This window comes from Streptomyces sp. NPDC043685 (genome assembly GCF_056436585.1).
Map to the genome: position 1 here is coordinate 42,005 of NZ_JBWKCH010000001.1, position 21,055 is coordinate 63,059.

20 protein-coding genes are annotated in these 21,055 nt (G+C 69.6%); 3 read left to right on the forward strand and 17 right to left on the reverse strand.

Going from position 1 to position 21,055, the window contains the following annotated elements; all coding sequences use genetic code 11:
- Window positions 1–207: 207 nt before the first annotated feature.
- From AC0665_RS00200 to AC0665_RS00220, 5 genes are all read right to left on the reverse strand, one after another.
- Window positions 208–1,509, reverse strand: a complete 1,302-nt coding sequence (locus AC0665_RS00200) for a diacylglycerol/lipid kinase family protein (RefSeq protein WP_478704142.1) — start codon at window positions 1,507–1,509, stop codon at window positions 208–210.
- Between the two features lie 108 nt (window positions 1,510–1,617).
- Complete coding sequence (locus AC0665_RS00205) at window positions 1,618–2,025, reverse strand: SHOCT domain-containing protein (protein WP_478704422.1); 408 nt, start codon at window positions 2,023–2,025, stop codon at window positions 1,618–1,620.
- A gap of 201 nt (window positions 2,026–2,226) precedes the next feature.
- Window positions 2,227–3,585: a hypothetical protein gene (locus AC0665_RS00210; protein ID WP_478704143.1), complete on the reverse strand. Its 1,359-nt coding sequence runs from the start codon at window positions 3,583–3,585 to the stop codon at window positions 2,227–2,229.
- A 77-nt stretch (window positions 3,586–3,662) separates the two neighbouring features.
- On the reverse strand, window positions 3,663–4,322 hold the full coding sequence (locus AC0665_RS00215; protein ID WP_478704144.1) for an HdeD family acid-resistance protein: 660 nt from the start codon (window positions 4,320–4,322) through the stop codon (window positions 3,663–3,665).
- 184 nt (window positions 4,323–4,506) lie between these two features.
- The gene (locus AC0665_RS00220) at window positions 4,507–6,135 is read right to left on the reverse strand and encodes an MFS transporter (protein ID WP_478704145.1); all 1,629 of its coding nucleotides are present in this window, start codon (window positions 6,133–6,135) and stop codon (window positions 4,507–4,509) included.
- Window positions 6,136–6,364: 229 nt separating this feature from the next.
- Here AC0665_RS00220 and AC0665_RS00225 point away from each other — a divergent pair, with 229 nt between their 5' ends.
- The gene (locus tag AC0665_RS00225) at window positions 6,365–7,330 is read left to right on the forward strand and encodes a hypothetical protein (RefSeq protein ID WP_478704146.1); all 966 of its coding nucleotides are present in this window, start codon (window positions 6,365–6,367) and stop codon (window positions 7,328–7,330) included.
- 73 nt (window positions 7,331–7,403) lie between these two features.
- On the opposite strand, the gene AC0665_RS00230 is transcribed toward AC0665_RS00225, so the two are convergent.
- Window positions 7,404–7,841: a hypothetical protein gene (locus AC0665_RS00230; RefSeq protein ID WP_003974483.1), complete on the reverse strand. Its 438-nt coding sequence runs from the start codon at window positions 7,839–7,841 to the stop codon at window positions 7,404–7,406.
- 509 nt (window positions 7,842–8,350) lie between these two features.
- Here AC0665_RS00230 and hemL point away from each other — a divergent pair.
- Both hemL and AC0665_RS00240 read left to right on the forward strand, forming a co-directional pair.
- Entirely contained in the window at window positions 8,351–9,667 is a 1,317-nt protein-coding gene (gene hemL, locus AC0665_RS00235) for a glutamate-1-semialdehyde 2,1-aminomutase (protein WP_468414709.1), read from the forward strand.
- Window positions 9,664–10,362: a histidine phosphatase family protein gene (locus AC0665_RS00240; protein WP_363120899.1), complete on the forward strand. Its 699-nt coding sequence runs from the start codon at window positions 9,664–9,666 to the stop codon at window positions 10,360–10,362. The genes hemL and AC0665_RS00240 overlap by 4 nt, the downstream gene beginning before the upstream one ends.
- Window positions 10,363–10,425: 63 nt before the next feature.
- Here AC0665_RS00240 and AC0665_RS00245 read toward each other — a convergent pair whose 3' ends face one another.
- The 11 genes from AC0665_RS00245 to AC0665_RS00295 form a co-directional block, all read right to left on the reverse strand.
- On the reverse strand, window positions 10,426–11,049 hold the full coding sequence (locus AC0665_RS00245; RefSeq protein ID WP_468414711.1) for a LysE family translocator: 624 nt from the start codon (window positions 11,047–11,049) through the stop codon (window positions 10,426–10,428).
- A 243-nt stretch (window positions 11,050–11,292) separates the two neighbouring features.
- A complete protein-coding gene (locus AC0665_RS00250) occupies window positions 11,293–12,498 on the reverse strand; it encodes a cytochrome P450 (protein ID WP_468635234.1) in 1,206 nt (401 codons plus the stop codon).
- A 34-nt stretch (window positions 12,499–12,532) separates the two neighbouring features.
- Window positions 12,533–13,072: a diaminobutyrate acetyltransferase gene (gene ectA / locus AC0665_RS00255; RefSeq protein ID WP_468635236.1), complete on the reverse strand. Its 540-nt coding sequence runs from the start codon at window positions 13,070–13,072 to the stop codon at window positions 12,533–12,535.
- 85 nt (window positions 13,073–13,157) lie between these two features.
- A complete protein-coding gene (gene ectB, locus AC0665_RS00260) occupies window positions 13,158–14,420 on the reverse strand; it encodes a diaminobutyrate--2-oxoglutarate transaminase (protein ID WP_468635238.1) in 1,263 nt (420 codons plus the stop codon).
- Window positions 14,417–14,680, reverse strand: a complete 264-nt coding sequence (locus AC0665_RS00265) for an acyl carrier protein (protein WP_402614671.1) — start codon at window positions 14,678–14,680, stop codon at window positions 14,417–14,419. The genes ectB and AC0665_RS00265 overlap by 4 nt, the downstream gene beginning before the upstream one ends.
- Window positions 14,681–14,732: 52 nt before the next feature.
- On the reverse strand, window positions 14,733–16,283 hold the full coding sequence (locus AC0665_RS00270) for a class I adenylate-forming enzyme family protein (protein ID WP_478704147.1): 1,551 nt from the start codon (window positions 16,281–16,283) through the stop codon (window positions 14,733–14,735).
- Window positions 16,283–17,212 carry a holo-ACP synthase gene (locus AC0665_RS00275; RefSeq protein ID WP_478704148.1) on the reverse strand — a complete coding sequence of 310 codons (930 nt, stop codon included), beginning with the start codon at window positions 17,210–17,212 and terminating at the stop codon, window positions 16,283–16,285. Before AC0665_RS00275 ends, AC0665_RS00270 begins: the two co-directional genes overlap by 1 nt.
- Window positions 17,209–18,495: a type III PLP-dependent enzyme domain-containing protein gene (locus AC0665_RS00280; RefSeq protein ID WP_478704149.1), complete on the reverse strand. Its 1,287-nt coding sequence runs from the start codon at window positions 18,493–18,495 to the stop codon at window positions 17,209–17,211. Before AC0665_RS00280 ends, AC0665_RS00275 begins: the two co-directional genes overlap by 4 nt.
- Window positions 18,496–18,950: 455 nt before the next feature.
- Window positions 18,951–19,172, reverse strand: a complete 222-nt coding sequence (locus tag AC0665_RS00285) for a hypothetical protein (RefSeq protein ID WP_478611250.1) — start codon at window positions 19,170–19,172, stop codon at window positions 18,951–18,953.
- A 131-nt stretch (window positions 19,173–19,303) separates the two neighbouring features.
- Window positions 19,304–20,281 carry a LuxR C-terminal-related transcriptional regulator gene (locus AC0665_RS00290; protein ID WP_478704150.1) on the reverse strand — a complete coding sequence of 326 codons (978 nt, stop codon included), beginning with the start codon at window positions 20,279–20,281 and terminating at the stop codon, window positions 19,304–19,306.
- 97 nt (window positions 20,282–20,378) lie between these two features.
- Complete coding sequence (locus tag AC0665_RS00295; protein WP_468635248.1) at window positions 20,379–20,954, reverse strand: CGNR zinc finger domain-containing protein; 576 nt, start codon at window positions 20,952–20,954, stop codon at window positions 20,379–20,381.
- Window positions 20,955–21,055: the final 101 nt, after the last annotated feature.

The window sequence follows — 21,055 nt, forward strand, 5'->3', positions numbered from 1 at the left end:
GCCGGGACACGTCGGCAGGGCTGTCATCCGTGTCCGGGCCCGGGGCCGGGACCGTCGCGGGGCGGACGCAGGGGCGCCGGGCGTCACCGAAGGACGCCGGACATGACGGAGGCGGGAGCCGAAGAGTCCCGCCCGCACCCGTGAGAATCCGGCCGGGGGGCGCCCGCTGCTGACTTCGGGTCGTGCCGTCCCAACCGCCTGAGCCACTCACCCCGGAACAGACAGGCGCCCCAGCGCCAACCGTGCCACGCGTGGCCAGTCGGCCGCCCCGCCGCTGACGCGCGGTGCGTGGGGGCGACGGCGCGGCACGCGGACCCGGAGCGCCCCGGGCGCGCTGCGGCACACGACGGGTGAGGGAAGAACGACGTGCTCTCCGTCGATGCCGACGGGGAGGGTGTCCGTGCCGGCTTCGACGACGACTTCCCTGGCGCTCAGCCGGAGAAGTCCTCCGGAGCGCGGGCCGCGCACCAGCCGGGCCGCCTGAGCGGTGTTGCCGACCCGCACGCACACCACGCCGAGCAGGCCCGAGTCCAGTCGTTCCCTGCGCCCCGGATGGGCCGCGTCGACGGCACGTCCGTAGGGATTGTTGCTGACGAGGAGTGCCTGAAGTCCGTCGACGTACGTCGCGTCGGCCCGCGACCGCAGTCCGGGCGCGTTCTCGCCCGTGAGGAGGCCGGGGAGGGTGCGCAGGGTCGTGCGGGCCTTGGCGTCCCGGTACGCGGGGTCGGTGACGACGGACGCGTACGTTCCGAACGAGGCGTTGTTGACGAAGACCCGGTCCGCGGCGTACCCGAGGTCGATGCGGAGTTCGACGCCGTCGGTCAGGGCTTCCAGGGCCGCCGCCGGATCGTCGCGGTCGAGTCCGAGGTCCAGGGCGAAGTGGTTGCGGGTCCCGGCGGGAATCACCACGAAGGGCACGTCGTGGTGTGCCGCGACCTCGGCCACCAGCGCCTGGGTGCCGTCGCCGCCCGCCACCGCCAGCAGATCGGCCCCCTCGGCGACGGCCCGCCGGGCCAGTTCGGCGACATCCTGGCCGCCCTCGAGCAGGACCACCCGGCAGCCGGCCGCCCGGGCCTTGTCGACCAGGTGGAAACGGCCCACCTTGCCCCCGCCGGAGCGCGGATTCATGAGGATCCAGGGGCTACGGGGCGCCGTGGCGTTCGCCTGCCCGGACTGCTCGGAGGTGGTCTGCCCGGGGCTCAGGGCCGTACGCGCCGCCGTGACGGCCACGACCCACAGAGCCAGGGACAGCAGGGCCGGCCCCAGCATGCCGAACGTGGCGTAGAGGGCCAGGACGGCGACCGGCGCCACCACCGACAGGACCGCGCCGAGAACACGGAGCGCTCCGGTGTGCGCCAGGGTCCACCACACCCCCACGGCGGCCAGTGCCAGTCCGGCGACGCCCGCCAGCGCCCACAGCACGCTCCGCAGACCGGCGGCGACGAGCGCCACCAGGATGCCGGCCAGCAGGGCGAGCAGCGCGAGGCGGGCCCGTCCTGCAGGGCCCATGGGTACGGCTGGGCTCATTCCTCCCGGTCCCCTCGTTTTCCGATCGCGTCCCACCGGGTCGGTGGCCGCCTCTCGTGTCTCGGGCCTCGTTCCATGGGACCCGGATGGTCAGCGACCAGAGGTACGGGAGGTGGATCCCGAGTGCTCCGCCGGACCGTGGCCGGTCAGGACCAGGTCCTTCGCCTTGCGGAACTCCTCGTCCGTGATGTCGCCGCGGGAGCGGATCTCGGACAGCCTGGCGAGTTCGTCGACGCTGCTCGTCGGGCCGCCGGCCGCGGTCTGCCTGATGTAGGCGTTGAAGTCCTCCTGCTGTGCGCGCGCCTGCGCGATCTCACGGCGGCCCATGTTCTTGCCGCGGGCGATCACGTAGACGAAGACGCCCAGGAAGGGCAGCAGGACGGTGAACGCCAGCCAGCCGGCCTTCCCCCAGCCGCTCAGGTCGTCGTCACGGAAGATGTCGAAGACGACGCGGAAGAGCAGGACGAACCACATGATCCACAGGAAGAACAGGAGCATGCTCCAGAAGACGCTCAGCAGGGGATAGTCGTCAGGTACGTCTGCGCGCTCATGTCTCTCCTCCGTCCGGGCGCCCGCACGGCCGCCGTTGCGTGCTGTCTTCATCGTGGGCACGGCAGGGGCCGGGCGGCCTCACCCGATGCGGGTGAGCGTGCGCCGGCCGGCAGCCCGGGGGGACGCACACCCTGTCCCATGGGGGTCTCACGGGGCCGCCCCTTCCGTCGCCCGGTCCGCCGCCCGGCCTGCCGGTCCGGCTGCCGCCGCGAGGATCGCCAGGATGATCAGGACGGCCACGGCGATGCCGAGAACGAGGGCCACCGCTCCGGCCGTGGGGTGGTTCCAGAGGACCAGCGCCAGCGCTCCCGCCGCGATGACGCCACCGGTGGTCCATGCCCGGTGGCCGGTCAGCCAGCGTCCGGTGGATCCCGTGTGCAGTCCGGCGCGGCCCAGCCCCCGGCCGGCGGCCGTCGTGCTGCGGTTCGCCGCCGTGCGGACGGCGCGGGCGGGGCGTCCGGGACCGTACAGGTAGGCGGCCAGTGCCGTGATCACCGCCAGGACCAGCAGGGTGCGCGTGCTGTCGCGCAGGAAGCGGACGAACGTGTCGTAGATCGCCGCGGCCGCGTCGGGGGGCAGCGCCGTGGGCGGGACCGAGTCCAGGTAGACCCGTCTGACGACGGCCAGCGCGACGAGCAGCAGGACCATCATCAGGCCGACGCCCGTCGCGGTGATCATCAGCATCACCCGGTGGGCCGGATTGGTCCACACCGCGAGCGCGGCGAGTACGACGGTCAGGACGGGCAGCCAGGTGCCGAGGATGTCCAGCAGCCGCATCGCGTCCTGCGCCTTGCCCAGTTCCTCCGTCTGGAACAGGGTGATCGTCCGGTCGGCGTCCGGGATGGCGGCGGCCTTGTCGAAACCCGCGTCGACGAGCCGCTCCCGTACCTGGTCGACGACCGCTCCCACGTCCAGTCGGACGGCGCCGCCCTCGGCGCGCACGGCACCCTCGCGGTCGCCGGTGAGCATGTTCACCACCGCGGCGTGCGAGCGTCGGTTGGCGCCCTCCCACACCTGCTGGAAGGCGTCACCGGTGATCACGCGGGTGACGGTGCGGTCCACGACGCTCCTGACCGCGTTGCGCAGCGGACCCTCGAGGGACTCGGCCCCTTCCACGACGCGGGGTGGGGCCCCGGCGTCCTGGAGGGCCCTGACGAGCGAGTCCGTCACCGCCGCGACGTCGACGTTGTCCACCACGCGGTCCGTGAGCCGGTTGATCACTACCTCCTGCACGGCCGGCTCGGACGCCAGCGGCGCGACGGTCTCCACGTACCGGTCGGTGTCGGAGACCGTGTCCTGGACCCAGGCCGCGGCGACGGCCAGGGGCGCGAGCACCAGGGCCAGCAGGAGGAGGACCGAGGAGCCGACCTGGCGTACCCGCCGGTGGCGCACCGCCGCGTGCCGGCGCAGTCGCTCGTATTCCGCCCGTTCCTCGGCGGTCATGACGTGGTGCCGGGTGGCGTCTGCGCCGGAGTCCGGCGGATCCGGGGGCGCGGCGGGGTTCATGGGGGCTCCTTTCGCGTGCGCCCCGCCGGGGGCGACGGGTGCTGGTCGGTCAGCCGAGACGGAGCGCTCGCACGGTGTCAGGCCGTTCCGGCGGGGGCGTCCGGCTCCGGGGGGCGTGTCTTTCGGAGCGCGGCCCGCCATGCGAGGGCGACCACCGCCTCGGCCAGGCCGAGCAGGATGAGCCACAGGCCGAGCAGCCTGGTCAGGGCACGGACCGACTCGGCGGGCAGGGCGAGCACCACGATCCCCGCGACGATGCCGAGTACGGCGGCGACCATGACGACGCCGCGGTGCGGCAGGTCCTCGACGGAGATCGCCGTGTAGAGGGTGAGGATGCCGGACACGAGCCAGACGACCCCGGTGATCAGCGAGAGCGCGGCGATGGTCTGCAGCGGGTTCCTCAGGCACAGCACCCCGGCCAGGACGTACAGCACGGCCAGGAGCAGCCCCGGCAGCCGCTCGTGCCCCTCCCGCGCGAAGACGGCCACGAACCGGAATGCCCCGGTCACCAGCAGGTACAGGCCGATGAGGGCCGCGAGGACGTGCAGGGTCGCCTCCGGCCACACCAGCACCAGGACGCCCGGCACCAGCGTCATGACGGCCGACCCCAGGAGCCAGGTCCAGGAACGACCGAGCCGCGCGAGCACGTCTGCGGAGTCTCCCGTCGGACCTGCGCCCACCGCGCCGGACACGGGGTCCTGCCCGGTACGCGATGCCGGACCACGCGACATGGCCATGGCTCCTCCTCGGGTGATCAGCCGTCGCCCCGGGAAGCCGACGGGGTGGGGTGAGGGGGCGGTGGGCGAACCCCTGACCGGTCCAGGGTCACGCCGGCCGCCCGATGATCGGCTCACCCCCCACGGGTGATCCATCGGCTTCGTCGTGGCGGTGACTCTCCCCGAACTCAGCGCCTCCCCGACCTCAGCGCGTCGATCCCCTTGCCCCGGCCGGAGCCTCGGCGTCCGGCTGCCTGCGACGGCCTTCCCGGGCGGTCGGCAGGTGCGGTGTGACCAGAAAACTGGCGAGGGCGATGCCGCCGGTGGCCAGGATCGCCGCCTTCAGGCCGTTCAGCTGCGCGGAGGCGTAGGAGTCCGTGACGGCGTCGATCTCGGACGGCGGCAGCCCGGCACGCTCGGCCGCCGAGCGCACCTGATCGGTGGGGACGAAGGTGATCCCGGCCTGGAGGGCGACACCGACCTGTTCACGAGTCTGTGCCGACAGCTGCGCGTTGTCGTCCACCTGCGTGGTGAAGGCATGGGCCAGCGCACCGATCAGAATGGACCCGATGAGCGCGGTGCCCAGCGCGGAGCCCAGATTCTGGGCCGTGAACTGGAGCCCTCCGGCCTCACCGCGTTCCTCCTCGCCGACGCCGGACTGGACGACGTTGCCCAGCTGCGAGGCGAGCAGGCCGACGCCCACGCCCAGCAGGGCCATGGCTCCGGCGAACTGCCCGTCGTCGATGACCGGGTCGATCGTGGCCAGCAGCCACACGATGGCCGCCGCCAGGGTCACCAGGGCCAGCCGCACCACCCGGCGCGGCCCCCATCTCCGTCCCAGCGAGGAGGCGGACAGGGAGGTCACGAGCATGGTGGCGGACACCGGGAGCAGACGCAGGCCCGTCTCGAAGGCGTCGAACCCCTGCACCACCTGCAAGTACAGCGGGATCGTGAAGAACAGCCCCAGCAGGATGAGGTTCTGGCTCAGCAGCGTCATCAGACCGGACCGCAGCACGGGCCTGCCCAGCAGGGACAGGTGCACGAGGGGGTCGGCGCCCTGGTGCTCCCGCCGCCGTTCCCAGTGCCGGAAGAGCGCCAGGACGGCCGCCCCGGCACCGACGACGAACAGCGTCGGGGCGAAGCCCAGGACGGTGAAAGGGGGGTTGCGGGGCTGCACCCATCCCCAGGTGCTGCTCTGCAGCACCCCGAGCACTCCCAGCCCCAGTCCGGCGGCGGAGAGCACCGCGCCGACCCCGTCCAGCCGGGGGCGCGGGCCGGCCGGGGCGGGCGTCGCGATCACCCGGCGGCACAGCAGGACGGCCGCGACGACCACCACCTCGCCCGCGAAGACCAGTCGCCAGGTCAGGTACGTCGTCACCCAGCCGCCCAGCAGCGGTCCGACCGCGATCCCGGCGCCGGCGAGCCCGCCGATGACCGCGTAGGCGACGGCCCGGTCCTTCCCTCGATACGACTGGGCGACGAGGGCGGCCATGGCCGGCAGCACCATGGCGGCTCCGAGCCCCTCGATGACGGACCAGCCCAGCGTGAGGACCCACAACGTGGGTGCCACAGCGGTCAGGGCGGACCCCACGCCGTAGACGACCAGCCCCAGCAGGAACATACGGCGACGCCCCAGGATGTCCCCGAACCTGCCACCGATGATCATGAACGCGGCCATGACGAGCGCGTACAGGGTGATGACGGCCTGGATCGCGGTGACCTCCGTGTCGAAGTCCTCGACCAGCTGACTGATGGACACGTTCATGACGGAGGTGTCCAGGACCATGAGGAACTGGGCCGTGCCGAGGACGATCAGAGCCCGCCAGTGCTTCACGCTGTCCACCTCGCAGAGTCGTCCGGCTCAGGTACGCAGGAGCGGGCGGGGCGGCCGGACGACACCCGCCGCGCTGCTCCTCCTATCGCATCCCAAGCACGGGCCCCGTGCCTCACCCGCCATGGGGGAAGGGTCGCGCCGCGGTGGTGTGTGCTGGGAGGGCAGGGCGGGCGCCGACTTCGGTGGTGGGCCGGCCGACGATCAAGATGATGTGTGGTAAATACGACATGTGCGGCACCGGGCGTATCCGAGAACTGCGGGCTCCCGCGAGGAGGCCTTCCCCGAACGCTCGCTGCTGGCGTCGGTCGTCACCGATCCCGGGCACCTTCCCGAACGTCTCGCCGACTTCGCCGTCCGTCGCGTCGGGCCGGCCGTGCCCGGAGCGATCGCCTCGCTTCGGCGGAGGCACCCCGACGCCACCGACGCGGAGCTCCGGGCCCGGGTGGTCGCTCACGGCCGACGGGCCGTCGTGGCGGAGGGATCCATCGTGGGCGGCCCGTTCCTCGTGCTCACTCCCCTCGCGTTCTGCGCGGCGCTGCTCCGCCAGGCACGTACGGTCCTGGAGCTGGCCGCTCTCGACGGCCGCGATCCCACGGCGAGGGCCCGCGCCGGTGAACTCCTCGTCCTCCAGGGCGTGTACGAGGACACCCGACAGGCCCAGGACGCGCTGACCCGCACCGGACGCGCCGCCGCCGCGCCCGCCCGCTGGAAGCGATGGGCCGCCCTGTGGAACGTCACCCTGCGCATGGCCCGCCTCCTCGGCCTTCTCGCGCCGGCCGACGTGAGCCGGGACGCGGGCCGGCGGGTACGCCGGGTCGCCGCCCAGGCTGGGCGGTGGCTGCTCCTCGGCGTGGTCTTCCTGGCCGGACTGGTCGCGCCCCTCGTCTGGCTCCCGTACATGGCGGTGGCCTACCGGCGTGCCGACGCCCGCCTGGCGGACCGTGTCCTCACCTACTACTTCGCCGACACCGCGCCCGTCCCGCGCCGCCGGACCTCCCGCCTCGAACCGGACGTCATGGCGGCCGTACTCCGTGCGCTCCTCTCCCTCCTCGTGCCGCTCGTCCTGACCGCCGTGACTTTCCTGACCGGCCTGCGCATCGCCGAGAGCCGCTGGCCGGTCCTCGGCATCACCCTGGCCACGGCGTCCGCAGTGGTCGGCGCGCTCTGGTACCGGCGCCGCCACCGGCGCCTTTGACCGGGTGAAGCTGCCGACAGCACTGAAAAGGGCGAGGCCCGAAGACCCCGCCCGCACCTCACGAGACTCCAGCCTAGGGCCACACAAGGCAATAAGGCTGATGCCCCGCCTCATGCAACCGATGGCTGAAGTCCTGCCACTCGTGCAGCAGTTGGTAGACGTTGAACGCGTCGCGGGGACCGCCGCGGTCCGGGACCGTCGACCAGATGAAGGCCGCCGCGCCCACCGCCTCCTCGCCGATGCCGCGCAGGGGGTCGACCACCGTCATGGGGAGCTTGACCACCGCGTAGTCGGGGTGCAGCACGACCAGTTCCAGCGGCGGGACCTTGTGCAGGGGGACGCCCTCGATGCCCGTGAGGACCATCGCCGCCATGGTCTCCGGCTTGATCTTCGTGAACATGCCGTTCATGCCGAGCTCGTCACCGCCGAGCTCCTCGGGGCGCATCGAGATCGGGACGCGGGCGGCGGTGGCGCCGTCGGGCGCGCCGAAGTACTTGTACGTCACCCCCACCCGACCACCATTCCCGCTGCTCCCCGTCCGAAGATCGTCCAATCGACGTTCAGTACGGCCGGTGACCCGCTCCGGTTCACTGGGTGAACCCGGTGTCTGACGCGGCTCCTGAGCGTCCTCCGCCTCGCGCCGGTGCCTTCCCCGCCGGGCACGTCGAGGACCCAGGTCATCGGTCCCCTCGCCCAGTCCGCCACCGCGATGCATATCTCCACCCGACTGCTTTTCCAGAACGCGTCGCCCCCGCCGCGCAACCCGATCATCGTGTCAGTGACCTCCCCCACGGCCGCCCGCCGAAACGTGCGCTGAAACATCTGACCGCAGGATCCTCGCAGGCTCCGGCCACCCCGGGCCGTACGAGCTGTGTGTATCAGGTACCAGTCTCGCAGACGACGGCGAGCGGGGGGCCGGTTGTCCCACGCCCCGTCCGCACGGGCCCCTGGCCTACCCTGAACAGGTCACTGACACCCGGAGCCCGACAACGTCGGAGAAGGTCGGAGAAGTCGCAGGTCATGAGTGAACTGGCATATCCGTATGAAGCACCGGCCTCGCAGGCTCTTTTCGACCGCGCGGAGGCCGTCACGCCCGGCGGCGTGAACTCGCCGGTGCGGGCCTTCCGAGCCGTCGGCGGCACCCCGAGGTTCATGGTGTCCGGCACCGGGCCGTATCTGACCGACGCGGACGGGCGGGAGTACGTCGACCTCGTCTGCTCCTGGGGGCCCATGATCCTCGGGCACTCCCACCCCGAGGTGATCGCCGCCGTCCAGGACGCCGTCTCCCGCGGCACGTCCTTCGGCACGCCCGGCGAGGGCGAGGTCGCGCTCGCCGAGGAGATGGTCGCCCGGGTCGCGCCGCTGGAGCAGGTGCGCCTGGTGTCCAGCGGGACCGAGGCGACCATGTCGGCGATCCGGCTCGCGCGCGGCTTCACGCGGCGCAGCAAGGTGGTCAAGTTCGCCGGGTGCTACCACGGGCACGTCGACTCGCTGCTCGCGGCGGCCGGCAGCGGTGTCGCGACCTTCGCGCTGCCCGACACCCCGGGCGTCACCGGCGCCCAGGCGGGCGACACCATCGTGCTGCCGTACAACGACCTCGACGCCGTCCGCGAGGCCTTCCGGGCGCACCCGGGCGAGATCGCCTGTGTGATCACCGAGGCCTCCCCGGGCAACATGGGCGTCGTCCCGCCCGCCGACGGCTTCAACCAGGGCCTGAAGGACATCTGCTCCGAGAACGGCGCCCTGTACATCTCCGACGAGGTCATGACCGGCTTCCGGACCAGCCGCGCCGGGTGGTTCGGGGTCGACGGCGTCGTGCCGGACCTGATGACCTTCGGCAAGGTCATGGGCGGCGGCTTCCCCGCCGCGGCCTTCGGCGGACGGGCGGACGTGATGGCCCACCTCGCCCCGGCCGGGCCGGTCTACCAGGCCGGCACCCTCTCCGGTAACCCGGTCGCCACCGCGGCCGGACTCGCCCAGCTGCGGCTCCTCGACGACGCGGCGTACGCGAAGGTCGACGCCGTGTCGAAGGAGATCCAGGGGCTGGTCACCGAGGCGCTCACCAAGGAGGGCGTCGCGCACCGGCTCCAGACCGCCTCCAACATGTTCTCGGTGTTCTTCACCGACCGGCCCGTGCGCAACTACGAGGACGCCAAGGCGCAGGAGTCGTTCCGCTTCACCGCGTTCTTCCACTCGCTGCTCGCCGACGGCGTCTACCTGCCGCCGTCCTCCTTCGAGTCCTGGTTCGTGTCCACCGCGCACGACGAACGGGCCGTGCAGCGGATCGCCGACGCCCTTCCGGCGGCGGCCCGTGCGGCGGCGGAGGCGACGGCATGAGCGAGCGGAAGAACGACAGCGGCGAGGACATCACCGTCGTCCACCTCATGCGGCACGGCGAGGTCGCGAACCCGGACGGCGTCCTCTACGGCCGTCTGCCCGGCTACCACCTGTCCGACCTGGGCCGCCGCATGGCCGACCGGGTCGCCGAGCACCTGTCCGGCCGCGATGTGACGTATGTCGTCGCCTCGCCGCTGGAGCGGGCGCAGGAGACGGCCGAGCCGATCGCCAAGGCGCACGGGCTCGACCTCGCCACCGACGAGCGGCTGATCGAGGCCGAGAACATCTTCCAGGGCAAGACGTTCGGGGTCGGGGACGGGGCGCTGCGCAAGCCCGGCAACTGGAAGCACCTGGTCAACCCGTTCCGGCCGTCCTGGGGTGAGCCGTACGTCGACCAGGTCGTCCGCATGATGAGCGCGCTGGGCGCGGCGAAGGACCGGGCCCGCGGGCACGAGGCGGTCGTGGTCAGCCACCAGCTGCCCATCTGGATCGTCCGCTCGTACGTCGAGCGCCGCCGCCTGTGGCACGACCCGCGCAAGCGCCAGTGCACGCTGGCCTCGCTGACGACCTTCACGTACCAGGGCGACCGCATCGTCTCCGTCGGTTACAGCGAGCCGGCGCGCGATCTGGTCCCGGCCCACCTCCTCGCCGGTGCGAAGCCGGTGAAGGGCCAGAACAAGGCCTTCGGCGCGTAGCGCGTGGCCCGCGGGCCGGCCGCCGGAGCCGGCCGACCCGCGGGCCCCTGCCGCCGGTGACGATCAGGCCAGCAGGATCTCGCCGAAGATCGTCCCGGCCAGCGCGACATACACCGTGCACGCGATGTAGTTCAGCACGGTCGTTGCCTTGGTCGAGTCGACGAGACGCGCGTGAAAGAAGCCCGCCAGAACTCCGATGCATCCGTACAGGATCACTTCCATCAGGACGTTGATCGCGCCAAGCATCGCCATCTGCAATGACGGGTTGTCCGCGTCTCCGATGAACTGCGGGAGCACCGCGAGGAAGAAGAGAATGATCTTCGGATTCGTGATGCTGACGAAGACGCCTCGCAGATACCAGCGTCCGGCCGTGATGTCACTGCGCCCGCTGATCGCGCGACGTGCGTGACGCATCGTCACGTAGGCCAGCCACAGGAGATACGCGGCACCCAGAATCCTGAGCGTGTCCAGTACTAACGGGTATGATCGCGCGACTTCTCCCAAGCCGGCGACGACGGCGGCGGCGTAGACGCTCATGCCGGTTCCGATGCCGAGGATGGCTTTCACCGCGGCCCGGCGACCGCCTTCGAGGCCCACGGCGAGCATGTAGGCCATATCGGGCCCGGGGGGACCGAGGAAGAGCAGGATCACTGCCACGTAGCCCGGCAGCACCGTCAGATCCACCATGGTCAGCGACCTCCAGCCCTGGCGTCGCGTGCGGGCACTCCGCGGTGCCGGTGGCCGTCACTCCACGCCGGGCTGCCGTCGGCGGGGCCCGAGCACCCGATGCCTGTCTTGGAGGGTGTCATGAGACCTCCCAGTCGAGGTGGAACCGTCTGAGGTGGTTCCACCATACACGCGAAGCTCCTGATGGGAATGGGCCGTCTTGCCTGTGGACCCGTCCACCAGGAGCTTCGCCGTTCGCAGAATTCAGGAACGTGGAGTGAATGTGATCGGCAGTTTCCTCGCACCCGTGTTTCCGGAGTCGGGCAGCCACTCGGCGTCTTCCCCCACACGCAGATCGGTCATCCGCGTAGCCATTGCCGAGAGGGCCACATTCATGTCCGCCCGTGCGACGAAATGCCCCAGGCAATGATGCAGGCCGCCACCGAACGCGAAATGAGGCGAGCGGTCGGCGTCGAGGTCGATACGGTCCGGATTGTCGAACTCGGCGGGATCGGTGCCCGATGAAAGGGTGAACAGGTGGACTGTTGTGCCCTTCTCGATCCGGCGATCCTTGTATTGGAACGTTTCCGCCGCTTCGCGCGTGGTCCAACGGTTGATCGGATTGACGCGGAGCACTTCTTCGACCGCCTTGGCAGAGTAGCGGTCCGGGTCCGCGGCCAGCTTCTCCCACTGGTCCGGCTGCCTGGAGAAGGATTCGACAGCCAGCGCCAGCTGGTTCCGGGTCGTGTCGATCCCCGCGAATATGAGCAGGATGATGAGATTGATCAGCTCCTGATCCGAGAGCCTGCCGTCATCCTCGTCCCGCGTTTCCACCAGGGTGCTGAGGATGTCGTTCCGAGGTGACTCCCTCCTGCTCTTCACCAGGGACTCCGCATAGCGCGTGAGCTCGACGACGGCCTCGTCGATCTGTGCGATGTTCTCCTGGATGGTGACGCCGATGCCGAGCCCGATCGTGGACGCCAGCCGATTGATCTTCTTCCAGTCGCCCTCGTCGATGCCCAGCATCATGCACAGGATCCTGGTCGAATACGGCGCGGCGAAGCGACTGGCGAACTCTGTCTGCCCGTCGTCGATCCACTCGTCGATCAGGCTGTCCGCCAGGGATCGGAACCGGGGACGTAACGGCTCTATCCGGCGCGGAGAGAACGCGGGGTTCACCAGGCGTCGGATCCTGTTGTGCTCGTCGCCCTCCAGCACCAGCAGGGTCTTCTTCCACCAGCTGTCGAAGTGCCCCTCGAACACTCCGTGATGCGCCGGCCACTTGGCCGACCCCTGCGTCAGACGGGGGTTCTTCAGCAGCAAGCTGTTGTCCTCGTACGAGAGGACGGCGATGCCCCAGTCGGTTTCTGCGTACCAGTGTGCGGCTCGCGCCTTCCGCACCTCTTCCGAGTCCATGCGAAAGTGCGCGTCATTGATGTCGAGGTGCAGAGGTGTGGGTTGCTGCGCCATGGGAAGCGACTCCTGATCGTCGAATGCTGCCGAATCAGCCGGCGGTCAACGGGCCGATGCGATAGAGGACCTCGTCGTGGTGGCCGTCGGGGAAGAGGCTGCTGGGGAACAGCACCTGTGTCTCGATGTGAGCCGAGTGCTTCTTGGCGAACTGCTTCAGCACCATGAGGATCGCCTTGTTCTCGGCGGAGACCGTGGCCTCGACGTACCGGGCGCCCTGGGCCACCTGCTGGTCGGCCGCGGCCTGGAAGAGCTTCACCCCGAGGAAGGGGATGCCGTGGCGCGGATTGACGGCGGTCTGCCAGACGAAGTAGGTCTCGGGATCGTCGGGGCGGCGGTAGCCGGTGAGGAAGCCCACGATCTCGTCGTCCACGGTCGCGATCAGCGAACCGTCAGCGAAGTCCCGGAACCACAGCGTGTAGTAGTAGACGCTGTTGGAGTCCAGGCCGGGAGTGTTCTCGACCAGGTTCCACACGGCTGGGCCGTCCTCGGGCACCGGCGGCCGGAAGACCGCCCGCTTGTTCGCGGCAGTGCTCCGGTCTGCGCCGGCCGCGGAGGTGGCGTTGATCGTCATGGTCAGACCGCCTCGATCTCTGTCAGCAGCGGGTGGGCCGTCATGGCGGGGTGGATCCTTTCTCCAGCGGGGGTACGGGGCGCTGTCATGCCGTTTCGTAGACGGCGCGCTGCACGATGCGCAGCCCGTGGTCGAGTTCGTCGCCGGTGATGGTCAGCGGGGGCAGCAGCTTGACGACCTGGCCCTGTGCTCCGGAGGTCTCCATGAGCAGTCCGAGTTCGAAGGCTCGGCGGGTGGCGCGGCCGGCGTGCCGGGGGTCGGAGAGCTCCAGGCCCCACGCCATCCCGCGGCCGCGGTAGGCGGATCCGCTGTGGTACGCGGCGATGTCGCGCAGCGCGGCTTCGATGGTCTGGGCGTGTGCCAGGGTCTGCTGCTTCAGCTTGTCGTCGGCCCAGTAGGTGTTGAGGGCGGCGGCCGCGGTGACGAAGGCCGGGTTGTTGCCGCGGAACGTGCCGTTGTGTTCGCCCGGCTCCCAGACGTCCAGCTCCGGCCGGAACAGGCAGAGGGACATGGGCAGTCCGTATCCGCTGATGGACTTGGAGAGGGTGACGATGTCCGGGGTGATGCCGGCCTCCTCGAAGGAGAAGAACGCCCCGGTGCGGCCGCAGCCCATCTGGATGTCGTCGACGATCAGCAGCATGTCGTGCTGCTGACAGAGCTGGGCGAGGCCGCGCAGCCACTGCGGGCGGGCGACGTTGATGCCACCCTCGCCCTGGATCGTCTCCACGATCACCGCGGCCGGCTTGTCCAGCCCCGACCCGTGGTCCCGGAGCAACTGCTCGAACCACAGGAAGTCGGGTGTCTTCCCGCCCATGTAGTGGTCGAAGGGCATGGGAGCGCTGTGCACGAGCGGTACACCGGCGCCGGCCCGTTTGAAGGCGTTTCCGGTCACCGCCAGGGCGCCCAGCGACATGCCGTGGAAGGCGTTGGTGAAGGAGACGACCGTCTCGCGCCCCTTCACCTTGCGCGCCAGCTTGAGGGCGGCTTCGACGGCGTTGGTGCCGGTCGGGCCCGGGAACATGACCTTGTAGGGCAGGTCCCGCGGGCGCAGGATCATGTTCTGGAAGAACTCGAGGAACGCGCGCTTGGCCGTGGTCGACATGTCCAGGCCGTTGGTGACGCCGTCGCGCTCCAGATAGTCGAGCAGGGCGCGCTTCAGCACGGGGTTGTTGTGGCCGTAGTTGAAGGATCCGGCGCCGGCGAAGAAGTCCAGGTACGCGTGCCCGTCCTCGTCGTACATCCGGCTGCCCTGCGCCCGGTCGAACACGGTGGGCCAGCTGCGGCAGTAGCTGCGTACCTCTGACTCCAGGGTCGTGAAGACGCTCAGGTCGGGCTGGATGAGCGTCATGCCGAAACCTGCTCGAGCCGCGTTCGGAGGACGAAGTCGGTGAAGGTGTCCACCGAGACGAAGTCGTCCGCGTCCAGGTCCTCCGGGTCGACGACCAGGCCGAGGGAGTCCTCCAGGGCCATCAGCATCTCGAGCATGGTGGTCGAGTCCAGGTGCAGGTCGTCGAAGAGCTTCACATCGCCGGTGAGGCCGGTGACGGGGCGCTCGAGGACGTCGGTGAGGGCGTTCTCGAGGGCGGTGACGACATTCTGGCGATCCATGGTCATGTCCTTCGGTGGTGTGAGGAGTTGCTGCGGTCGGGTGGGAAGAGGATCAGTGGGCGACGCCGGCCCGCGGGGCCTCGCCGGTGACCGGGGCGGCGGAGCCCTGTTCGATCAGGGTGGCCAGCTTCTTGCGGTCGACCTTGCCGTTGCCGTTGGTGGGCAGGGCGTCGAGGCGGACGCAGCGCCGCGGGATCTTGAAGGGCTCGATGTGGTCGCGCATGCCTTCGCGCACCTCGTCCGCGGTGATGTCGGCGACCACCGCGAGGATCGCGCCCCGCTTGCCCTCGGGCGGCAGCACGGCGGCCGACGTCACCCCCTCGACGCGGGACGCGGCGGCCTCCACCTCGGTGGCGCTGAGACGGAATCCCCGCTCCTTGTACAGGTCGTCCCGGCGGCCGGAGAAGTAGAGGTAGCCCTCCTTGTCCAGCCGGCCGTAGTCGCCGGTGTGCAGCTCGGGGAAGAGTCCCTCAGCACGGGGGAAACGCTCGGCGGTCAGTTCGGGGCGTTTCCAGTAGCCCGCCATGACGTTCGGGCCGCGCACGACGAACTGGCCTGTCTGTCCGGGAGGCAGCCGGTTCCCGTCGTCGTCGATGACGAAGACCTCGGTGCCCGGCAGCGGCAGCCCGCAGGACCCCGGATGGTCGAGGTCTCCGTCCGGCGGCATGATCGCCGTGCGCTTGCACTCCGTGAGGCCGTACATCACCTGGATCCTCAGCTGGGGCAGTGCGGCACGCAGCGCGGACATGGTGGTGTCGGACAGGGCCGCTCCGGTGTTGGTCAGCAGCCGCAGCCGGCTCAATGCACCGCTGCTGCGGCGTAGCAGCCAGGCGAGCCGGTCGGCGATGGAGGGCACGGCGGGCAGCACGGTCGCCCCGGCTTCCTCCAGGCTGCGCAGCAGCGGGGGACCGACCTCGGCGACCGTGCCCAGGTGCAGCCGGGCACCGCTCAGCGCCGCGAGGTAGACCTGGTAGAGGCCGTAGTCGAAGGAGAGCGGCAGGGGGCAGTACACGACGTCGTCGCTGCGATACCGCAGGCACTCCTGGATCGCGGAGACGGCGAAGAGCACCTGCTGGTGGGTGCTGACCACGGCCTTGGGCAGCGAGGTGGTACCCGAGGTGTAGATCAGGCTCACCGGGTCAACGGGCAAGGCGCTCTGGCCACTGGGGGTGAGCGACACGTCGGTGCCCGCATCGAGCGCGGTCCGGACGAGCTCGTCGAGCTCGAGGAAGCGCACCTCGTGCCCGGCGGCGGTCCGCCCCGCGTCGGGATCGTCGGAGACCAGCAGCTTGGGTTCGCAGTCCCGCAGCACATGTTCCAAAGGCCCGCCGCGTACCTGTTCGTGCAGCACGCTGAAGACGGCGCCCAGGCGGGAGGCCGCGTAGAGCAGCACGGCGATGCCGATCCCGTCGGCCGCGGTGACGACGATCCGGTCGCCGCGCCGCAGTCCTTCGCGTCGCAGGAGTGCGGCCATCCTGGTGCTGGCGGCGGCGAGTTCTCCGTAGGTCAGGCTGCGGCTCTGCGAACTCAACGCGGCGGATCGAGGGCTGCGCTCAGCGGCCGCCTCCAGCAGTTCGTGCAGCAGCTGCGCTGTACGGGCCATCAGCTCTCCTCGGCAACGGGGTCGGGGTCGGTCGCCGCGTCCGTCCTGCGGTAGGGGACGACGGTGGTGGCGGTGGCGGAGCAGACGAGCTGGGGGGCGTCGAGTACGGCGGCGGCGCTGTCTGCCGCTCCTGGGCGGGCGCTGAGGACCTTGTGCGCCTCGAGTTCGACCACCCGGCGCAGCCTGGTCCGGCGTACCAGCCGTGCGCGTGCCTCGATGTAGTCGCCCGGCTTCACGGGTGCGGCGAAGCGGACATCGCTGTACTGGGCCAGCAGCCCCTCGTCGCCGTCCGTGCGGATGGTGATCTCGGTGACCAGATCGCCGAACAGCCGCAGGATGCGGGCGCCGTCCACCAGGTCACCCCCGTAGTGGGCTTCCTCCTGGCCGATCCGCACGCGGAGGAAGGCCGTGGTCGGCGGGGTCTGTTCATCGCGGGCGCCCTGCTGGGCGGGGGCTGTCGTGCTGGTGCTGGGCGGCGACACGGCGTCAGGCTCCTTCAGCTCTGTGGATGCTGTGCGTCCGTCCGCGGCTGCCACACCGCCGGCGTCGGGGATGCCGATGGCGACCGCGGCCACTACGGACTGTTTGTGGGTGATGGACACGGAGACGGAGGGCGGGGCCAGTCGGGCGGCTCTCCCGCGGAAGCGGACGACGGGGGCGCCATGCGGTGTGTGCTCCACGCATATCTCCCGCGGCGCCACGCCCTGGAGGAAGCCGATGCCCAAGACCTTGAGGATGGCCTCCTTGGCGGCGAAGCGGCCCGCGAGGAACTCCAGGCGCCGACGGTCTCCGAGGGTCTCGGCATGGACCAGTTCCTCGGGGGCGAAACTGAAGCGCAGGAACCAAGGTCGCTCGACCAGGCGGCGCAGTTCCGAGCAGTCCAGGATGTCCAGCCCGACCCGGGCGGCCCGGCTTGCCGCGGCGGTCATCCGGACGCGGTGCGGAAGTCGACGAGGTGCTGCTTGGCCAGCAGATCCTCCGTGGTGTCGCGTTCCCGGATCAGATGGGCCCGCCCGCGGTGCACCATCACCTCGGCCGGGAAACCGTGGCTGAGGAAGAGTCCGGGTGAGGCGGTGGGCCCGTAGGCCCCGGACCGCTCCACTGCCAGCAGGTCCCCCGGCCGCACCTCCGGCAGCCGGATTTTCTTGGCGATGACGTCGTTGGGTGTGCACAGCGGCCCGGTCACGCTGTAGGGCCGCAGCGCCCCGGCAGCCCGGTTCCCCACGTGGCGGATCGGGAAGTTGCGCTTGACGAAGCTTCCGACACCGACGGCGGCCATGTGGTGATTGGTGCCGCCGTCGGCGACCACGAAGCTCTCGCCCATCGAGGTCTTCACATAGCGGGCCCGGATGAGGTAAGTGCCGGCCATGGCTGTCAGGAACCGGCCCAGCTCCATGATCATCCGGCAGTGCGGGTTGCGCGCGGAGAAGGAGGAGAGGACGTCCGCCAGTCCGGTTCCCAGCGCGTCGAGGTCCAGGTCCTGCTCGTTGTCGAAGTAGGCGACGCCGAGCCCGCCGCCGAAGTCCACGGTCTCCAGGGGGAAGCCGAGTCGTCCGGCCAGGTCCTCCGCGGTGGCGAGGATCTGCCGGGTGTTGTGGACGACGTCCTCGTGGTTCAGGAAGCGCGTCCCCATGTAGGCGTGCACCCCCTTCACCCGGATGTGGCGCAGGGCTGCGAGTCGGTCCTTGGAGTCACGCAGTTCGGCTTCGTCGATGCCGAACTGCCGGGGCTTGCCTCCCATGGCCAGTCCCGACCCCTTGCTGCCGAAGGCAGGGTTTACTCGCAAAAGCACCGGGAACTCGTCACGGTCGGCGGTTGCCAACAGGGAGTCCAACAGGTCGAGTTCGTCCAGGGATTCGCAGACAATCGCGTGGATTCCGGCTTCGATGCACGCGGTGAGTTCTCGTTCGTCCTTGCCGGGACCGAGGAAGATGACGTCCTGGGGTGCGACCCCGGCTCGCAGAGTGGTGACCAGTTCCGCATAGGAGGAAACCTCGGCGCCGGCCCCGAACGAGTTCAGCAGTGCGCAGACACTGACGTTCGGGTTGGCTTTGAGCGAGTAGAACACATCGACACGGTCGGGGAGCACACCGCGCAGCGTGCGATACGTGTCTTCCAGGATGTCCGCGTCGTAGACGAACAGCGGGGTACCGAACTCGTCGGCGAGTGCCGCCATCGTATTGCCCTGAATGTGGCCGTTCGAGGTGGTCATGCAATCACTGCCATCCGCCGTCATCGAGCCGGCGGCTTACGGCCTGCTCCCTCGTGAGTGAGCTGCCTGAGGTGGATGTCCGCTCTTTCATCGCTCGCCTCTCTCACTGGTCCGTTCTCCAGCAATCACGATTCTGCGAGCTGTCGCGCGGCAAAGGAAGAACTGGCGGTTGGACTAAATCGGTCCTGACCTATTCAGGCCCCGGACGAACGGGGTGTCCGCCCAATGGGTCGCAGGCGCCGCGATATTCCCCGTGCATCATGAATCAAACTTATGGAAAAGGCCACGTTTCCGTGATGGCCAACGGGCGCGGCGTACCGGTCGAGTGTTCGTGACGGCATGCAGAAAAAGGCCATCAAGGACATCCGCAGGAGATCGCTCGGCAGCAGGGCGGCGGCGTCATCCCACTCGCCGGCGGGGGCACCCTGATACGGATCGGATCAGGCTGAGAGATCTCAATCCGTCTCGTAGCGCATGAGGGGCGCTTCAGCGCGTCGCAGGCACCATTCGGCCAGCTGAGGGCAGGCGGTGGCCGCGCGCACCCAGATCTGCTCCGCGGTCGACTCGGCCTCGTTCAGCGACGCGACGCGGAGGAAGAGGCCGATGACAGGGTGAGGTCGTGACTGGAGATGCACACTGACGTGTTCGAGGACGTCCGGTGCGGTGGCTTCCAGCATCTGCCTGATCTCGGCAGGCAAGGGGGCGTCGCCCGGAGGGGAGACAGCGAGATGGACAAGATACATGAGGCAATTGTCCTCTTCGGATCGTCAACCCTTCCATACCTGTCGACCGACGAGCACACGGACCGTCATGGCCGGATGAGTCCCCTCGCGACCGCGTGAACACCGGCCTGGAAGCGGCTCCGCGCGCCGAGGTGGTCCATGAGTTTTGTGGCGATGCGGCGTGCCGTGCGAGCCGACACACCCAACCGGGCCGCGACGGATTCGTCGGTGTGCCCTTGCGACAACAGCCGCAGGACCTCCGTCTGCTGCGGGTTCAGCCGCTGCGTATCCGCGGGTAAGGCGGTCGCGGCCATCGGCCGGGCGGACTGCCAGACACAATCGAACAGGGCGTACAGAGAGGAGACCACTCCCGGCGTCTGCAGAACCACCGCCCCGGCGGCGGTGTCATCACAGTCGGCGGCGACGACGGCGATCCTCCGGTCGCAGATGATCATGCGGTTGGGTAAGCAGGGGACCGTCCGTATCCGCCCGCCGAGCCTTGCCAGCCACTCCGCGTGCGCCACCGTGGCGGGGTCGTTGCGGGCGCTGTCCAGATAGACGGTGCGCATCCGCACGCCGCGTTCGAGCAGGTTCTCGGCGAGGGGCCGCGAACTGCGCACATTGGCCGCCGTCTGGGCTCCGCCCGGAGCGAAGGTCAACAGCTCCTCCTCGACCCTGTCGTACAGAGTCGCCAGGTAGTCGCGGACGCAGTCGACCCCGTTCAGGCGGAGTAACTCTTCCCTGTCCCGGGTGAATTCCGATTTGAGACGTACGGCGGCGGCCTGAGCCTCTTGTACACGTTTCTGTTGCGCGGCGAGCTCGGCGCGCTGCCTCGCCAGCAGAATGTCCGCGGCCAGGTGCGGGTCAACTGCGTGGAAGCTCCGGGGGTCTTCGGAGGAACTCCGTATCAACGCCAGTTCGCTGAGGGTGTCGAGCGCTGTCAATACTGCCTGCTCGGTCAGCTGGAGACGGCGCATCAGATCGGCCACGCCGTCCTGCGGGTGCGCCAGCATCTCGCGGTAGACCACTTCGGCCGTGGCGTCCATTCCCAGAACATCGAACATGTGATTCCCCCTTTTGAGCAGCGTGCGGTGGCGAGACCACGGAGCACGGAAGTCTCGCTACCACGAAATCACGATGACCAGCGACCGGACAGCACGGTCAGTCGGAAAGGCTTGACTGCTTGCGCTTGTTGGCGAGGAAGCGCGCCTTTTTTTCACGATTCCCACACGTGTTCATGTCGCACCATTTGCGGGTGTGGCCGCGGCTGGTGTCGAAGAACGCGGCTCGGCACGTCGGCGATGCGCACAACGAGATTTTTCCTTCTCGTTCTCCTGCCAGGAGGCTGATCGCATCGGCGGCGATCACGCTGAGCGCGTCTTCCGTGGAAGCGGAAGCCAGCCGCCATTCCAGCTTGCCCTCGGGCGTCAGGATCGCCGAGGCCAGCCCGTCGATACTGCAGTCATTGATGACCTGGACGGCCGACGAGGGAAGCGGGTCCTGGTTCGCGACGGCGGTTGCAGCTGCGTGAATCGATTCCCTTAGCTCCCGGGCGTGGTCGAGCTGGGAGTGGCTGCAGGCGTCGACGGCGAGTCCATGGACTTCCAGCCAGTCCGCCAGCCGGGACGGCACAGGGATGCGCTCCAGCGTCTCGCCGTAACGCTCCGACAGGGTCCCCGTGAAGCTGGTCGCGAGCACCTTGCCCAGACGGAACTCAGGGAAATAAACCACCGCCATGGAACCACCTTAGCCGGTTGACTCCTGCAGCGCAAGCATACGCGAACCACCACATATGGTTCTACGCAACTCGGGGATCCGCATGCCCTCCCCCTCCAAGG

Bases quoted from the DNA above. Each gene is read 5' to 3' on its own strand.
- AC0665_RS00210 (WP_478704143.1), bottom strand. From the start codon at position 3,585: ATGAACCCCGCCGCGCCCCCGGATCCGCCGGACTCCGGCGCAGACGCC.
- AC0665_RS00245 (WP_468414711.1), bottom strand. From the start codon at position 11,049: ATGGTGGATCTGACGGTGCTGCCGGGCTACGTGGCAGTGATCCTGCTC.
- AC0665_RS00215 (WP_478704144.1), bottom strand. From the start codon at position 4,322: ATGGCCATGTCGCGTGGTCCGGCATCGCGTACCGGGCAGGACCCCGTG.
- ectB (WP_468635238.1), bottom strand. From the start codon at position 14,420: ATGACGCTCATCCAGCCCGACCTGAGCGTCTTCACGACCCTGGAGTCA.
- AC0665_RS00270 (WP_478704147.1), bottom strand. From the start codon at position 16,283: ATGGCCCGTACAGCGCAGCTGCTGCACGAACTGCTGGAGGCGGCCGCT.
- AC0665_RS00280 (WP_478704149.1), bottom strand. From the start codon at position 18,495: ATGACCACCTCGAACGGCCACATTCAGGGCAATACGATGGCGGCACTC.
- AC0665_RS00265 (WP_402614671.1), bottom strand. From the start codon at position 14,680: ATGGATCGCCAGAATGTCGTCACCGCCCTCGAGAACGCCCTCACCGAC.
- AC0665_RS00250 (WP_468635234.1), bottom strand. From the start codon at position 12,498: ATGGCGCAGCAACCCACACCTCTGCACCTCGACATCAATGACGCGCAC.
- AC0665_RS00205 (WP_478704422.1), bottom strand. From the start codon at position 2,025: ATGCTCCTGTTCTTCCTGTGGATCATGTGGTTCGTCCTGCTCTTCCGC.
- ectA (WP_468635236.1), bottom strand. From the start codon at position 13,072: ATGACGATCAACGCCACCTCCGCGGCCGGCGCAGACCGGAGCACTGCC.
- hemL (WP_468414709.1), top strand. From the start codon at position 8,351: ATGAGTGAACTGGCATATCCGTATGAAGCACCGGCCTCGCAGGCTCTT.
- AC0665_RS00295 (WP_468635248.1), bottom strand. From the start codon at position 20,954: ATGGCGGTGGTTTATTTCCCTGAGTTCCGTCTGGGCAAGGTGCTCGCG.
- AC0665_RS00290 (WP_478704150.1), bottom strand. From the start codon at position 20,281: ATGTTCGATGTTCTGGGAATGGACGCCACGGCCGAAGTGGTCTACCGC.
- AC0665_RS00200 (WP_478704142.1), bottom strand. From the start codon at position 1,509: ATGGGCCCTGCAGGACGGGCCCGCCTCGCGCTGCTCGCCCTGCTGGCC.
- AC0665_RS00275 (WP_478704148.1), bottom strand. From the start codon at position 17,212: ATGACCGCCGCGGCAAGCCGGGCCGCCCGGGTCGGGCTGGACATCCTG.
- AC0665_RS00285 (WP_478611250.1), bottom strand. From the start codon at position 19,172: ATGCTGGAAGCCACCGCACCGGACGTCCTCGAACACGTCAGTGTGCAT.
- AC0665_RS00240 (WP_363120899.1), top strand. From the start codon at position 9,664: ATGAGCGAGCGGAAGAACGACAGCGGCGAGGACATCACCGTCGTCCAC.